Here is a 13,870-nt window from a genome sequence, read left to right on the forward strand (position 1 = left end):
TGCCCTCCGGCCCGCCGCGAGAGTGACGTCGCCACCCTGTTCGACGGCCAGTTCCATTAGCCACGCTGTAGTGCCACTTCAGAAAATCTTGCTTGTAGTGAAGCCGCACTGCACGGATGATCGAGTCATGAACGAATGCGACGAGCTGTGGCGTGTGCGGTTCGACGCCGACGTGACCTCCCTGGGCGGTGGTGGCCCGCGCACCCAGGGTCTCCTGTTGGACGTGACCGCCCCGAAGTCCGACGCCCCTGACCCGGCCCACCTGTTCGTCCGCCACCACGGGCTGCCGATGGTGGACAGTCAGTGGGCCGTGGACCGGGAACTGCCGCTTTCGCACGAGGTCACCGGGACGGGCACCTCTCCGGCGCGGGCCCTCGGGCCGGTCGACCACGAGGCAGGCGAAGGCAACGATCGGGGTCAGGGCCGGTGACCTGGGCCGAGGGGCTCGTCGCCGCCATCGGCTGGGGCGGAGCAGGGCTGTTGCTCACCGCGTACGCGATGGCGTCGACCGAACGGATCTCCGCCGGGGGCCGCGCCTTCCAGCTGCTGAACCTGTTCGGAGCCGCCGCCCTGACCGTCAATTCCGGATACCACCAGGCCTGGCCCTCCGCCCTGCTCAACACCGCCTGGATCGGCATCGGCCTGGTCGCTCTCACCCGCCGCCCGCCCTTGGTCCCGTAGCCGCGCACGCACTTCAGTCGCGCCCGCACGTCGGCGAATCCCGCACCGCCCCTCCCACGGGGATGCGTGTTCGTCCACGGGGGACAAGGCATGCGGTGGCCGGTCGCACCGCGCGTCCTACCCGGACGCCGTTCCGGGCTGCCTGTGCGTTCTCGGGCCGGGAATGCCGCCGACGGATGCGACGTAATTCGATGGCGTCGAGGCTCGTGTACCTCTAGGGTCGGTGGTGTTCGAGCGGCAACCCGAGGTTGTCGCGGTGGTTCGGCTTGGTTCGGGAGGTGTGACCGATGGCTGTCGTTGAGATGGGCGCTGCCCGCATCCGGAAGTACATCAAGTCCACCCCCGTGGCCTCCGGCTGACCTCTCCACCTCTCCCGCGCCCATGAGCGCGGTGCCGGGGCCACCCTTTGAAGGGTCACCCCTTGTCTTTCTCTTCTCTCCCGGGTTCGTCCTCGTCTTCTTCGCATCCGCTCGTGCCGTACGGCTGGGATGCGGGCTGGGAGGCGGAGTTCGCTCCGTATGCCGGGCAGGGTCTGCTGCCCGGTCGTGTCGTCCGGGTCGACCGCGGTCTGTGTGACGTCGTCACCCCGGCCGGTACCGTCCGCGCCGACACCGAGTTCGTCGTGCCCCGTGACCCGATGAAGGTCGTGTGCACGGGGGACTGGGTCGCCGTCGATCCTGCGGGCAGCGACCCGTGCTACGTGCAGACACTCCTCCCGCGCCGGACCGCCTTCGTACGCTCGACCTCGTCCAAGCGCTCCGAGGGCCAGGTCCTGGCCACCAACATCGATTACGTCGTCATCTGTGTGTCGCTCGCGGTCGAACTCGACCTCGGGCGGATCGAACGGTTCCTGGCGCTGGCCATGTCCGGTGCGGGCGGTGAGACACCGCTGCATACGCAGGCACTCTCCTGGGAGTCCCAGGCGCGGCCGGTGGTCGTGCTCACCAAGGCCGACCTGGTGCCGGACGCCGCCACGCTGGGGCATCTGGTCCAGGACGTGGAGACCGTCGCGCCCGGCATCGCCGTGCTGCCGGTCAGTTCCGCGCTCGGTGAGGGCCTCGACGTCCTCGCCGCGGTGCTCTCCGGCGGCACCTCCGTACTGCTCGGGCAGTCCGGCGCAGGCAAGTCGACCCTCGCCAACGCGCTGCTCGGCGAGGACGTCATGGACGTCCAGGCCATCCGCGACGTGGACGGCAAGGGACGGCACACCACGACCACCCGCAACCTCCTCGTCCTGCCCGGCGGCGGAGTCCTCATCGACACACCCGGTCTGCGCGGCGTCGGCCTCTGGGACGCCGAGAGCGGGGTCGGGCAGGTCTTCGCCGAGATCGAGGAGTTCGCCGCGGACTGCCGGTTCCACGACTGCGCGCACCTCGCCGAGCCCGGCTGCGCGGTCCTCGCCGCGGTCGAGTCCGGTGAACTGTCCGAGCGACGGCTCGACAGCTACCGCAAGCTGCTCCGCGAGAACCAGCGGATCGTCGCGAAGAGCGACGCGCGGGTGCGGGCCGACATCCGGAGGGAGTGGAAGCGCAAGCACGCGGAGGGGCGCCTGGCGATGGAGGCCAAGCGGGGCGGCCGGCGCTGACCTCCGGCGGCGGGCCGGTGGCCGGCACTGAGCTCCGGCCGCGGGCCGGTGGGGCCGGTCGCGCGGTTCCCCGCGCCCCTGGAGAAGCGAGGCCGTGCCTCTGCTTCTCCAGGGGCGCGGCCCCGTGGCGAGCGCCATGTCCGATTCCCGCCAGCCCGGACGATCGGCGTGCTCGACACTTGATGTCATGAAGGACGAGGACACCGGGTACGAGGCCGTGCGCAGCAGGGAGGACACCAGGTACGAGGCCGTGCGCAGCAGGGACGGGCGGTTCGACGGGGAGTTCTTCTTCGCCGTCGGGACGACCGGGATCTACTGTCGGCCGAGCTGCCCGGCGGTGACGCCCAAACGGGAGAACGTCCGCTTCTACGGGACAGCGGCCGCCGCCCAGGGCGCCGGATTCCGGGCCTGCCGACGGTGCAGGCCGGACGCCGTGCCCGGGTCGGCCGAGTGGAACGTGCGCGCGGACGCCGTGGGCCGGGCCATGCGGCTCATCGGGGACGGCGTCGTCGACCGGGAGGGCGTCGCCGGCCTGGCCGTGCGGCTGGGGTACAGCGCACGCCAGGTCCAGCGGCAGCTCACCGCCGAGGTCGGCGCCGGGCCCGTCGCCCTGGCCCGCGCCCAGCGGGCCCACACCGCCCGCGTCCTCCTGCAGACCACCGCCCTCCCGGTCACCGAGATCGCCTTCGCGTCCGGCTTCGCCAGCGTGCGCCAGTTCAACGACACGGTCAGGGCGGTGTACGCCATGACGCCGAGCGGCCTGCGCGCCGGGGCACCCCGGCGCCCGGCCGGCTCGCCGACCGCCGGAATCCCGCTCCGGCTCGCTCACCGGGGCCCGTACCGGTCCACCGCGCTCTTCGACGTCCTCGCGGCCGAGGCCGTCACCGGCGTCGAGGAGATGACCGGCGGGCGCGGCCACCGCACCTACCGGCGCACCCTCCGCCTCCCGTACGGCACCGGAATCGCCGAGGTCGACGAACGGCCGTCGGGCGGGCGGCAGCGTGTGGTGTCGCCCCCGCGCCGACCCGCGGCCCCGCATCCCGGCGGCTGGCTCGACGCCAGGCTCCATCTCACCGACCCCCGGGATCTCACCACCGCCGTGCAGCGGCTGCGGCGGCTGTTCGATCTGGACGCCGATCCTTACGCCGTGGACGAGCGCCTCGGGGAGGACACGCGGCTCGCCCCGCTCGTCGCCGCCAGGCCGGGGCTGCGCTCGCCGGGCGCGGCCGATCCGGAGGAGTTCGCGGTACGGGCGCTCGCGGGCCGCGAGGAGGCGGAACGGCTCGTTCGGGTGTACGGGAAGACTTTGGACGTCCCGCACGGAACGCTGACGCACCTGTTCCCCGAACCGGCCGCGCTGGCCGGTGTGGACGGTCCGCTCGGCGCCCTCGCCACCGCCCTCGCCGACGGCACCGTCCGTCTCGACGTGGGCGCGGACCGGGACGAGACCGAGGCGGCACTGCTCGCACTGCCGGGCCTGGCCCCCCGTACCGTCGCCGCGATCCGCACCCGCGCCCTCGGCGACCCGGACGTGGCACCGCCGGACGAGGCTGTGCCGGACGCCTGGCGGCCATGGCGGTCGTACGCCCGGCAACACCTCAGGACAGCGGGCGAGCCGGCCACGGCCGCACGGCGACCGACACGGACACAGGCACAGACACTCGCGCAAGCACCGGCGCAGTCGCAGAAATCGGCACAGGGACAGGGAGTTCAGCCGTGAGCACCGAGCAAGGCACGTACTACACCGTCGTGGACAGCCCCGCCGGGCAACTCCTCCTCACCGCGGACGAGTTCGGCGCCCTCACCTCCCTCTCCGTGCCGGAGCAGAAGGGCGGTCGGGTGCCGCTGCCGGGCTGGCTGCGCGACCCGGCGCCGTTCCGCGCGGCAGAGGAACAGCTCGCCGCCTACTTCGCCGGTGAACTCAAGGAGTTCCAGCTGGAGTTGCGCGGCGAGGGCACCGACTTCCGGCGACGGGTCTGGGCCGCGCTCGACGAGGTCCCGTACGGCGCGACCACCACCTACGGAGCCATCGCCGCCCGCATCGGGGCGCCCAGGGCCGCCGTCCGGGCCGTCGGCGGCGCGATCGGCGCGAACCCCCTCCTCATCCTCCGTCCCTGCCACCGGGTGATCGGCGCGAACGGCACCCTCACGGGCTACGCGGGCGGTCTCGACCGCAAGCGCCTCCTCCTCGGTCTGGAGGGCGTGCTGTAGCGCGGCCCCTGGTGGGAGGGCAAGGGGGTCCTGGGTCGCCGGCGGCGGCGCCGCGCTCGGTGACTCGATCACGGACGGCAACGGCTCGACGGTCGATGCCGACCGGCGCCGGCCCGACCGGCTCGCCGACCGGCTCTGCGCGCTGCCCACCGACCGCCGGCCCGGTGCCTCGACGCGCGGCATCTCCGGCAACCGGCTGCCGCGTGCCGAAGTGGGACCGAGAGTTTCCGACAGGTGCGACGCCGACGTTCTGATCCGCACCGGCGTAGGCGGGCTGATCGTCGCTGTGGGCACCGACGACAGCAAAGGGCACTGGCACTCCGAACAGCACCGATCCGGCTGTCCGAGGCCCCTGGGGACGGTCTCAGTCGGTTTTCGGCCGGTCTCAGCCCCCGAACACGACGCCCACCCACGCCCCCGCCACCAGCAGGCACGCGAAGAGCTCCGCCAGGACGCTCGACCCGCCCGAGCGCATCGCCCTGCGTGTGGCGTCCTTCGCCGCGTCGTGGCGGCCCAGGCGGAGCCGCTCGGAGAGGTAGATGCCGGCGACGAAGCCGGGGATCGTGCCGAGCACGGGGAGGAGGACGAAACCGAGGAAGGCGCCGGAACCGGCGTACACGCCCATTCGGGGGGTTGCGCCGCTCTCCGTCAGGCGCCGGGGCGGCAGGCTCCAGCGGACCGCCCAGGACACGAGCAGCACGACGGTGGCGCCCACCAGCACCCACCAGGCGACGGGCCGTGGGTCCTCCAGAGCCCACCACATGACCCCGGCCCACACCAGCCAGGACCCCGGTACGCCGGGCACCAGCACTCCGCACAGGCCGAGCAGCAGCACCACCGCGACCAGCAGGAGTTCCCACGCTCCCATCTGCCCAGGGTGCCGGATCGCGGGAGAAAGCGCAGGTCAGTGGTATCAGTCCTGGATCACCCAGGGCCGCATCTCCAGGTAGGTGTCGTGCGCCCCGAGTGTGAGCCGGCGCGCGAGGTCCGGTGCGCCGGTGGCGCGCCCGCGGACACTGGTGCCCGGCGCGCCGAATCGAGCGTTCCGGCGCGCCGCCGCCTCGGCGCATCGTCACCGCACCGCGCGTTCACATCCCACCGACGAGGCGGGGTCCCACAGCGGAATGCCAGGTACATGCCTCACACTCGGGCCGACCGGCCCACGCGCCCGCACCGCGCCCTGGTCGCCCCGGCGCCGCCGGGCGGTTTCTCCTGTGGGGGGTGGCACCGCCCGGCGGTCTCTTCCTGGACCCTCGGAAGGGCCGGCGCATGTGCCGGACCCCACCGATCCCTCGACTCCCTTGCCTCGCACCGGAGTTCGACGTGTAGTCCGACACGCCGTGAGGTCGTCGGCTCTGCGGACCGATTTTCCGGATGCCCCGTTTTCATACGGCTCCTGAGGTGGACAATTAGGGGCATGAGCCAGCAGGGGGAGAAGCCCACCGGTCACGAGGACGACTGGTGGCGGCAGTTGTACGACGACACCAACGGGGACACGGGCCCCTCGGTCGCGGCCGATTCCCTCGACGACCGCTTCGCCTCGGCGGCGGACACGGTCGGGAAGCCGTCGGAGACTCCGACGGCACCGGCCGATCCGGCGAGCGGGCCGGACGCGCCGGGTGCGCCGGGTGCGACCCATCCGGCGAGTGCGCCGGGTGCGTCGACTCCGGCAACCCCGGCAACCCCGGCAACCCCGGCAACCCCGGCGAGCGCGCCGAGGACGTCGAGGACGTCGAGGGCGTCGGGCACCCCGGGGACCTGGGGGGCCGTACCCGGTACGTCGGGCGCCTGGGCAGCCGTGCCGGGTACCTCGCCCGCGAGGGGAGCATCGCGTGGCGGGTCCGACAGGAGGCCGGGCGGATCGGGCGAGGGGCCGAACACCACGAGCGGACCACGCGCAGACCCGCAGACCTCGGACCCTGCCCCGAGCACCCCGGGCTCCCTCTCGGACAGGGTGCCTCCACAGGGTCCGCCCGGCGGACCCAGGGGCTGGGGAGGCCGGAGCGACGATGGATCCGGCGAACCCGGCAGACGAGGCGGGCAAGGCGGGCAGAGCGGCCTCGGCGATCCCGGCGATCCCGGCGATCCCGGCGGATCCGCCGGATCCGCCGGGCGGGCCGGGCGAGACGAACGAGGCGAACGAGGCGACCGGCCGGGCCACCCCCCGGTTCCCTCCTCAGCCCCCAGCCCCACCCCGTTCACCGACCCCGTCTCTCCTCCCGCCCCGACCTCTCCTCCCGCCCCCACCTCTCCTCCGGGCCGCACCCCTCCCCCCTCGGACCGCACTCTTCCCCTCACTCCCGCCACAGACCCCCTCCGCCGCAGCGGTCTCGTCCCGCAGCCCGCGCCCTGGGAACCGCCGCCCGTCCAGCCGTCGGGGCCGGTGACCTTTCCGCCCGCACCCACCCCGCCGGGCTTCCTCGCGGCCGCGCCCTGGCGGCGGGCGCCCGCGCAGCGACCCACGGGCGGCGTACCCGCCATGGGCCCCCCGGCCGGCGCGGTGCCCTCTTACGGCGGCAGCCGTCCCGACGACGCGTCTCCCGGCGATACGCCCCCACAGGACGCCGTCCGAGGCGGCACGCCCCCACGGGACACGTCCCGCAGTGCCACACCCTCCCCGGACACGTCCCGCAGTGCCACACCCTCCCCGGACACGTCCCGCAGTGCCACTCCCTCCCCGGACACGTCCCGCAGTGCCACACCCTCCCCGGACACGTCCCGCAGTGCCACTCCCTCCCCGGACACGTCCCGCAGTGGCACGCCCTCCCCGCCCTCGCCGATGCCGTCCTCGTCTCCCGGCTCGGCCGCCGAACCGTCCGACGCCCGGCCCCCCACCCGTCTCGACCTGCCCACCCTCCAGGCACAGGAGGTCACCCTGGTCACCGGGACTCAGCGGGTGCGGGTCGAGTACGTGGGGTCCGGGCCGCCCACGTACGACGCGGAGCCGACCGCGCTGCCGCCGGCGGATCCGGAGGATCTGGGGGATCTGGTCGCGGACACGGTGCTGGACGGCGCGCGCTACGGGGCGTGCACGCTGCGCGCCGCGTCGTTGCGCGGCGACTCGGCGCGCTACCGGGGCGAGCCGCGGCGGGACGCACTCCTGACCGCCCGTTTCGGCCTGGGGGAGCAGGCGCTCGTACTGGTGGCCATGGCGACCGGTGCCCGGGCCACGCCGGGTGCGCACCGCGCGGCGGCGGAGGCGTGCCGGTGGATCGGGCGGGCCGTCGGGCTCAGCCACGCACGGCTGGTGGAGGACATCCGCGCGGCCCGGCGCGGCGACCTCAAGTCCGGGCTGCACCGGCTCACCGACCGCAGCCTCGGCAGACTGCGCGCCAGCGCGGCCGAGCAGGGGCTCGACCCGGAGGAGTACACGGCGAGCCTGCGCTGTCTGTTGATCCCGGCCGACCCCCGGTGCCGTACGCGGGTGTTCTTCGGGGTCGGCGCCGGCGGGCTGTTCCGGCTGCGGGACGGGGACTGGCAGGACATAGAGCCCCGGGTCGCCGACACGGCGGGCGCGCCGGTGCTCGGCTTCGGCTCGCTGCCGCACGAGACCCCCGACGGCGACCGCCTCACCATGGACCTCGGCATCACGACACCCCCGAGCCCGTACGAACCTGCCTCCGCCCCACCCCGTGAACCCTTCCGCTTCCGTGCCTCCGTGGCCCGGGAGGAGGACGTTCTGCTCCTGTGCACCGGCGGGTTGGCCGAACCGCTGCGCGGGGAGGCGCCGCTCGCCGAGTATCTGGCGGCGCGCTGGGGAGCCGCCGAGCCACCCGGCCTCGCCGCGTTCCTCGCCGACGCCCAGGTCAGGGTCAAGGGGTACACGGACGACCGTACGGCCGCCGCCGTGTGGGAGGCCTGACGGCGGCCCCCGGAGGACGGGGACGGGCGTCAATCAGCCGCGCCCGGCCGCACGTTGGCCTGTACCAGCGCAGGATTCCGGCCAATCAACATCATCGGGGCGGGCGACCCGTCCCGGGCGCGGAACGCGGCGCGCGTACGGAAGTCGTGTCCCGCTGACATACGGCCGGATCTGTAGCCCCGCCTGGGCAGTTGGGTCCGGCTTCCGCAGTCGGGGCGAGGGTGCCCGGAGTGGGGCGGGGTGGCGGGTCGGTGGGGCCGTGGGGCGGATTCATGGGGCGGGAAGCGCTGTCACACGGTACCGGCAGCTGGCTTGACTCTGTGCGTTTGAAAGCGTACGTAGGGTCGTTGACGATTCGACATGAGTGCCGCGATCCGGACGGGGCATGGATCCCCGTGTACGTGTTCGGGCAGGAGGGGAATCGTCATCGGCACGTGGGCGGGGGTCATGAAGAGGCAGGCACGAGGAGGCGGTCCCGTGGTGACAGGGGCCTCCTCGGCAGAGGTGGTGGAGGAAGCAGCCGACGACTCGACGGACAGGGCCGGCGCCGGACAGCTGAAACGCAGACTGGGCCGGGCGGACCTGAAGGCGGTGCCCGAGGCGCGCAGGGCCCTGCGGGAGCTGCTGCGGCAATGGGGGAGGCCGGAAAGATCGGAGATTGCGGAACTGCTGACGAGCGAGCTGGTCACCAACGCGCTCGTCCACACCGACCACGACGCGGTGCTGACCGCCACCGTCTCACCGCGCGGACTCCACGTGGAGGTCCGGGACTTCGTGGGGCGCAGGCCCCGACCCAGGGTGCCGAACGCCGACGACAGCACGCATGGACGCGGTCTCTTCCTCGTCCAGGCTCTCGCCGACACCTGGGGGGTACGGGCGCACGGGGTGGGCAAGGCGGTGTGGTTCGACCTCGACGGCGGACTGACGCAGTGACGTCCGGGCGTCCGTCGAAGAGGGCGCCGACCATGAGGCCGACCATGCGGGCGGACGCAAGGACGGACCCACGTCCGGACGTGACACGAACCGTGCATCGGACGTGAACGGACGGGCATCGGACCGCGAAACGGACAGGGGCGCGGCTTGTGCCGCGCCCCTGTCCGATGTGTGGCTCGTGATCAGCCGAACTGCTGCTCCAGGTCCTTGAGCTTGCGCTCCAGGGAGTCGAGCCGCGGCAGGGCCATCGTGTCGTCCTCCGCGGTGAGGTCGACGGTCAGCGACTTGTCAGCACCGTTGCGCACGGGCTGGAGGGAGGGACGCGACCGCACGGGCAGCTGCTCCGGCGTCGATATGGCAGGCTCCGAGGCGACCTGGGCCGCCGGCACGCGCTCCACGGTGGTGTCCACCTGGCGCCCGCCGCCACCGCCGCCGCCCCGGCCGGGCAGACCCCGGTGGCCCCGGCTGATCGCCTTGAGGTGGGCGCGCTCCAGACGCTCCTGCTCCCGCTTGCGCGTCCGGGTCTCTTCCTTGATCCGCTTGTCCTCGCGCACCTCGTCCACGGCCTCGTCCAGGCTGCGCACGCCCTCCAGGAGCATCAGCGACCAGGCCTTGTACGTCTCGCGCGGGGCCCGCAGCCAGCGGACGATACGGATCTGCGGCAGCGGACGCGGCACCAGGCCCTGCTCGCGCAGCGCGGCCCGGCGGGTCTGCTTGAGCGCGCGGTCGAAGAGCACCGCCGCGGACATGGACATGCCTGCGAAGAACTGCGGGGCGCCGTCGTGGCCGAGGCCCCTGGGAGCGTGCACCCAGTTGAACCAGGCCGCCGCACCGGCGAACGTCCAGACGAGTATCCGTGAGCCGAGGGCCGCGTCACCGTGGCTGGCCTCGCGCACGGCGAGTACCGAGCAGAACATGGCGGCGCCGTCCAGGCCGAACGGAACCAGGTACTGCCACCCGTTGGAGAGGCCCAGGTTCTGCTCGCCGAAGCCGACCAGGCCGCGGAAGGAGAGCGCGGCTGCGACCGCGGCACAGCAGAAGAGGAGGATGTAGGAGGCCGTGGCGTAGAGGGCCTCCTTGCGCCTGCGGCGCTCCTCGCTGCGTTCCCACGAATCCTCGGTCTTCGCGTGCTCCCCGGAGCGCTTGCCGCGCGCGAGCACCGCAACCGCCGCCAGCATGCCCAGGAGCAGTACGGCGCCCGGAAGCAGCCAGTTCAGCGATATGTCGGTCAATCTCATCAGGGGTCCCTTGCATTGGGATAGGGCGTAACGCCCGCCATAGTGGCCCAATCCTCGCGGCCCTCAGGGGGTTTCGGGGCAAGAGACCGCCAAAGAAGTGCAATGAGTGACGCCAGGCGGCATTCTGCTCGAACTACCGCGCGAGGGACGGGAGTTGAGTGCGAGTGAGATTACCCGTTCGAGTGGTTCCACGGAAAGTTCCTGCGACAAGTGAGGAATTTGTGAACCACCTGTAACCAAACGAGGGTCCCACCCGGATTTGATCTTACGGCACATGCCGCGGGCGATCGCCGGGGGGTCGCCCGGCGAGAAGCATCCCCGTCCGGCGAGGGTCCGTCAACTGTTGGAGGCGGTCGTCAGTTTGGTGATCCGGTCCGCATCGCAGGTGCGTGGACAGGTCACACAGGTGTCGTCCGGGGCCAGTGTGTAGAACATGCAGCAGCTCGCCCGGTCCCGGGTGGGCAGCGACTCGCCGCCGGGGCCGGTCAGTTCGCGGAACCCGGCACCTCCCACGTACGGCCGGGTCGTGCCCGGCAGCAGCAGCTCCAGCTCGCGCCGGCAGCGCTCCTGCTCGTCGGCGCCCAGGAGTTCGGCTATGTACCAGATCCCCTCGACGATCTCGTCGGTCGCCATGCCCCACAGTGCGCGCCCGCGCCGTCGCATCCGTGGTCCGAAGCCGCCGAGAACCGGTTCTATGTGCTCGGCGAACGCCGCCCGCACCTCGGCCCGCAGCGCCTCCTCGTCCGGAACCACCCGGGCGCCGGGCTCGCCGGCCGCCGGATCGCCCGGCAGGCAGCTGAACGTTTCGCCACGCACCACCAGCCGGCTCTGCTCGCGCTGGAACGCCACATGCCCGGCGGGGAACCGTGGCACCCGGCGCTGCAGGAACCAGGGGACCGTGAAGAGCAGGCAGGCGTACCAGGAGTACCGGTGCAGCCCGAAGGCCGCCACCACGTCCGGGCGGCCCTCGCGGCCGTAGTCCCGCAGTATCTGGGTCTCGTCCCACGCGAGGAACGCGTCCAGCTCGGCTCCGGCCGCCGCGAGCCCGGCGGCACGGACCCACCCCTCACCCTCGGGCAAGGGGTCCGTGGGAGAGAGTTCTGTCACGCTCACCATCGGCAGGACCTCGGTCAGGCGGGTGTACGCGGCCGTCACGGGCGACGTGCGTGACGTGGGGGACGGTGCCTGAGCTGAGTGGGGCATACGGGGACCGCCGTTTCGCCGTCGCTGCCAAGTAAGGGTGACCTTACCCGAGGCGGTCGAGGTTTGAACTGAGGGCATGTGCGCCTATGGTGCTTTACGACCGGTAACAACCCCAGTAATGACCTAAGCGCCCCCATGTACCCAGTCGGCCGCACCACCGGGCCCACTCGACACACGACTCGGCTCGGAGGAGGACCCGTGGAACAGGCCGGACCGCGCTCGCGCCAGGCCGCCGCGAGTGCGCCGGACGCCACCGCCGCCCGTCCGGCATCGGCCTACCGCGTGCCCATGCAGCCCGGAGTCGCGGACGTCGACCGGGAGCGGGGCATCGCGGCGGACGGCGCCACGGCCCGCGGCGAGCACACGCACAGCGAGACGCCCATTCCACTGCCGCGCTCACCGGAGCGCCCCGTCGTTCAGCGGGCCTCCGTGCGGGGCCAGATCCTCGACGCGCTGCGGGCCGCGCTCGCCGGTGGGGAGCTGACGCCGGGGGAGGTGTACTCGGCGCCCGCGCTCGGTGACCAGTTCGGGGTCTCTGCGACTCCCGTACGCGAGGCGATGCAGCAACTGGCCATCGAGGGCGCGGTCGAGGTCGTGCCCAACCGGGGGTTCCGAGTCGTACGGCGGGGCGCCCGGGAGCTGGCCGAGCTCGCGGAGGTGCGGGCGCTGCTCCAGGTGCCGGTGATCATGCGGCTCGCGCGCACGTTGCAGGCGGACCGCTGGGGTGAGCTGCGTCCGCTCGCCGACGAGACGGCTCGTGCGGCGTCCTCCGGGTGCCGGGCGACGTACGGGGAGGCGGACCGGGCCTTCCACCGCGGCGTGCTGGGGCTGGCCGGGAACGAGCAGCTGCTGCAGATCGCGGACGACCTCCACCGGCGTACCCAACTGCCGTTGGGGATCGGCCGCCTGGGTGACGTGGGAAGCGGTGGCAGGGTCGAACTCATGGCTGATGCGGCGGAGCACATCGCGTTGTTGGACGCGCTGATGGCGGAGGACCTGGAAGCGGCCTGCTGTCTGGTGGAGAAGCATTTCGGCGTGGTGGGGTAAGGGGCGACCCGACGCCGTTGGGGCTGCGGAGCGTTGCCGACCCCGCCGGTCGGCCGTGACTGGTCGCGCAGCTCCCGGCGCCCTGGTGTCCCGCGCCCTGGTGTCCCGCTTCGGAGGTTGCCGGACAGTTCCGGCTGCGCCGTGGACGGTCGACGCGGCTGGTCGGCGGTGGGAATTCGACCGGCGACGACGTGACGGGTCTGTCTGCCGACGGATTCAGGCGCAGGACAACCAGGAGACTCCGGGCGCGGCCCATGCCGTCGAGGGGCGCGGGGAACCGGGCGACCGGTCCCCACGCACCCGCGGACGAACAGCCTCCTGACCGGTCAGGCCGTAGCAGCCGGTGGTGGTGCCAACTGCCTTGCCAGCCACGTCGGTACACCTCCCAGAAGACGGAACAGCCGCCCGGCCTCCTCGCGGAGTCGGGACGCCTCCGGTTCGGATTCGGTGTCGGCCAGGGAGACGAGGGCCGGGGCGGTACCGACGAGGTAGCCCAACTCCTCGCGCAGACGCAGGGATTCGGCGAAGCCGTGGCGGGCCTCGGCCAACTCGCCGTCGTGGAGCGCGAGCCCGGCGAGGTGCCGCCAGGTGAAGGACTGCAGCAGCAGGTCGCCGTGAGCGGTCGCGCCCGCGTGGGCCCGGCGGTAAGCGGCACGGGCGGCCTGCGGGGAGCGGGTGAGGTTCTCGGCGAGAACACCCCGGCGGAAGTCCAGCAGGGCCCGGCCCGGCGCGCCGGGAGCGATCAGGGCCGCGGCCCGGCCGAGTGCGGCCCGCGCCTCGTCGGCGCGGTCACGGACATGGAACAGTGTGGCCGCGTACGCCAGTTGGCCGCGCTCACAGGCCGCCGCGCCCCGCTCGTCGTCGGTCCGGGCCTGTGCCTCGGCCGTGCGCAGCGCGTCCTCGGCCTCCTCCCAGCCCTGCTCGGTGTAGAGGCAGCGCTCGACGAGCAGCGAGGTCCGCTGCAGAGAGGCCTGTGGGGTGTCGGGCTCGATCAGGGCTGCCGCGTCGACCCAGCAGGCGCGTGAGCGCAACCGCCATACCGCGGTCTGGAGTGGATCGTCGCCGGCGGTCGTTCCGTTACCAGACATGGCGGTATGCGCCACGTTGCCC

The 13,870-nt window shown here is 72.9% G+C and carries 13 protein-coding genes and 1 pseudogene; 9 read left to right on the top strand and 5 right to left on the bottom strand.

The window, feature by feature from the left end:
* Positions 1-127: 127 nt before the first annotated feature.
* The 6 genes and pseudogenes from OG858_RS36025 to OG858_RS48300 form a co-directional block, all read left to right on the top strand.
* Complete coding sequence (locus OG858_RS36025) at positions 128-430, top strand: hypothetical protein (RefSeq protein WP_086750082.1); 303 nt, start codon at positions 128-130, stop codon at positions 428-430.
* Entirely contained in the window at positions 427-681 is a 255-nt protein-coding gene (locus tag OG858_RS36030) for a CBU_0592 family membrane protein (RefSeq protein WP_086750083.1), read from the top strand. Before OG858_RS36025 ends, OG858_RS36030 begins: the two co-directional genes overlap by 4 nt.
* Positions 682-1,102: 421 nt before the next feature.
* On the top strand, positions 1,103-2,266 hold the full coding sequence (gene rsgA, locus OG858_RS36035; protein ID WP_086750084.1) for a ribosome small subunit-dependent GTPase A: 1,164 nt from the start codon (positions 1,103-1,105) through the stop codon (positions 2,264-2,266).
* A 187-nt stretch (positions 2,267-2,453) separates the two neighbouring features.
* Positions 2,454-3,986 carry an AlkA N-terminal domain-containing protein gene (locus OG858_RS36040; protein ID WP_319064273.1) on the top strand — a complete coding sequence of 511 codons (1,533 nt, stop codon included), beginning with the start codon at positions 2,454-2,456 and terminating at the stop codon, positions 3,984-3,986.
* Entirely contained in the window at positions 3,983-4,477 is a 495-nt protein-coding gene (locus tag OG858_RS36045; protein WP_319064271.1) for a methylated-DNA--[protein]-cysteine S-methyltransferase, read from the top strand. The genes OG858_RS36040 and OG858_RS36045 overlap by 4 nt, the downstream gene beginning before the upstream one ends.
* 67 nt (positions 4,478-4,544) lie before the next feature.
* Positions 4,545-4,913: pseudogene (locus tag OG858_RS48300) on the top strand (hypothetical protein); the annotation flags it as partial.
* On the opposite strand, the gene OG858_RS36050 reads toward OG858_RS48300, so the two are convergent.
* On the bottom strand, positions 4,863-5,345 hold the full coding sequence (locus tag OG858_RS36050) for a DUF456 domain-containing protein (protein WP_319064270.1): 483 nt from the start codon (positions 5,343-5,345) through the stop codon (positions 4,863-4,865). The pseudogene OG858_RS48300 and the gene OG858_RS36050 overlap by 51 nt on opposite strands.
* Before the next feature lie 578 nt (positions 5,346-5,923).
* Complete coding sequence (locus tag OG858_RS36055; protein WP_328544054.1) at positions 5,924-6,409, bottom strand: hypothetical protein; 486 nt, start codon at positions 6,407-6,409, stop codon at positions 5,924-5,926.
* A gap of 847 nt (positions 6,410-7,256) precedes the next feature.
* On the opposite strand from OG858_RS36055, the gene OG858_RS36060 reads away from it, so the two are divergent.
* A complete protein-coding gene (locus OG858_RS36060) occupies positions 7,257-8,339 on the top strand; it encodes a protein phosphatase 2C domain-containing protein (RefSeq protein ID WP_406199811.1) in 1,083 nt (360 codons plus the stop codon).
* A 447-nt stretch (positions 8,340-8,786) separates the two neighbouring features.
* Positions 8,787-9,272, top strand: a complete 486-nt coding sequence (locus OG858_RS36065) for an ATP-binding protein (RefSeq protein ID WP_319064268.1) — start codon at positions 8,787-8,789, stop codon at positions 9,270-9,272.
* A gap of 182 nt (positions 9,273-9,454) precedes the next feature.
* On the opposite strand, the gene OG858_RS36070 is transcribed toward OG858_RS36065, so the two are convergent.
* A complete protein-coding gene (locus tag OG858_RS36070; RefSeq protein ID WP_037692499.1) occupies positions 9,455-10,510 on the bottom strand; it encodes a DUF2637 domain-containing protein in 1,056 nt (351 codons plus the stop codon).
* 336 nt (positions 10,511-10,846) lie between these two features.
* On the bottom strand, positions 10,847-11,713 hold the full coding sequence (locus OG858_RS36075) for a (2Fe-2S)-binding protein (RefSeq protein ID WP_179200838.1): 867 nt from the start codon (positions 11,711-11,713) through the stop codon (positions 10,847-10,849).
* 198 nt (positions 11,714-11,911) lie between these two features.
* On the opposite strand from OG858_RS36075, the gene OG858_RS36080 reads away from it, so the two are divergent.
* On the top strand, positions 11,912-12,760 hold the full coding sequence (locus OG858_RS36080; protein ID WP_107482267.1) for a GntR family transcriptional regulator: 849 nt from the start codon (positions 11,912-11,914) through the stop codon (positions 12,758-12,760).
* A 326-nt stretch (positions 12,761-13,086) separates the two neighbouring features.
* Here OG858_RS36080 and OG858_RS36085 read toward each other — a convergent pair whose 3' ends face one another.
* Positions 13,087-13,863: a hypothetical protein gene (locus tag OG858_RS36085; protein WP_086747050.1), complete on the bottom strand. Its 777-nt coding sequence runs from the start codon at positions 13,861-13,863 to the stop codon at positions 13,087-13,089.
* Positions 13,864-13,870 lie beyond the last annotated feature (7 nt).

This window comes from Streptomyces europaeiscabiei (assembly GCF_036346855.1).
Taxonomy (GTDB): Bacteria; Actinomycetota; Actinomycetes; order Streptomycetales; family Streptomycetaceae; genus Streptomyces; species Streptomyces europaeiscabiei.

Coding starts and splice junctions, on each gene's coding strand:
- OG858_RS36075 (WP_179200838.1), bottom strand. CDS start 11,713: ATGCCCCACTCAGCTCAGGCACCGTCCCCCACGTCACGCACGTCGCCC.
- OG858_RS36065 (WP_319064268.1), top strand. CDS start 8,787: ATGAAGAGGCAGGCACGAGGAGGCGGTCCCGTGGTGACAGGGGCCTCC.
- OG858_RS36050 (WP_319064270.1), bottom strand. CDS start 5,345: ATGGGAGCGTGGGAACTCCTGCTGGTCGCGGTGGTGCTGCTGCTCGGC.
- OG858_RS36060 (WP_406199811.1), top strand. CDS start 7,257: ATGCCGTCCTCGTCTCCCGGCTCGGCCGCCGAACCGTCCGACGCCCGG.
- OG858_RS36040 (WP_319064273.1), top strand. CDS start 2,454: ATGAAGGACGAGGACACCGGGTACGAGGCCGTGCGCAGCAGGGAGGAC.
- OG858_RS36025 (WP_086750082.1), top strand. CDS start 128: ATGAACGAATGCGACGAGCTGTGGCGTGTGCGGTTCGACGCCGACGTG.
- OG858_RS36070 (WP_037692499.1), bottom strand. CDS start 10,510: ATGAGATTGACCGACATATCGCTGAACTGGCTGCTTCCGGGCGCCGTA.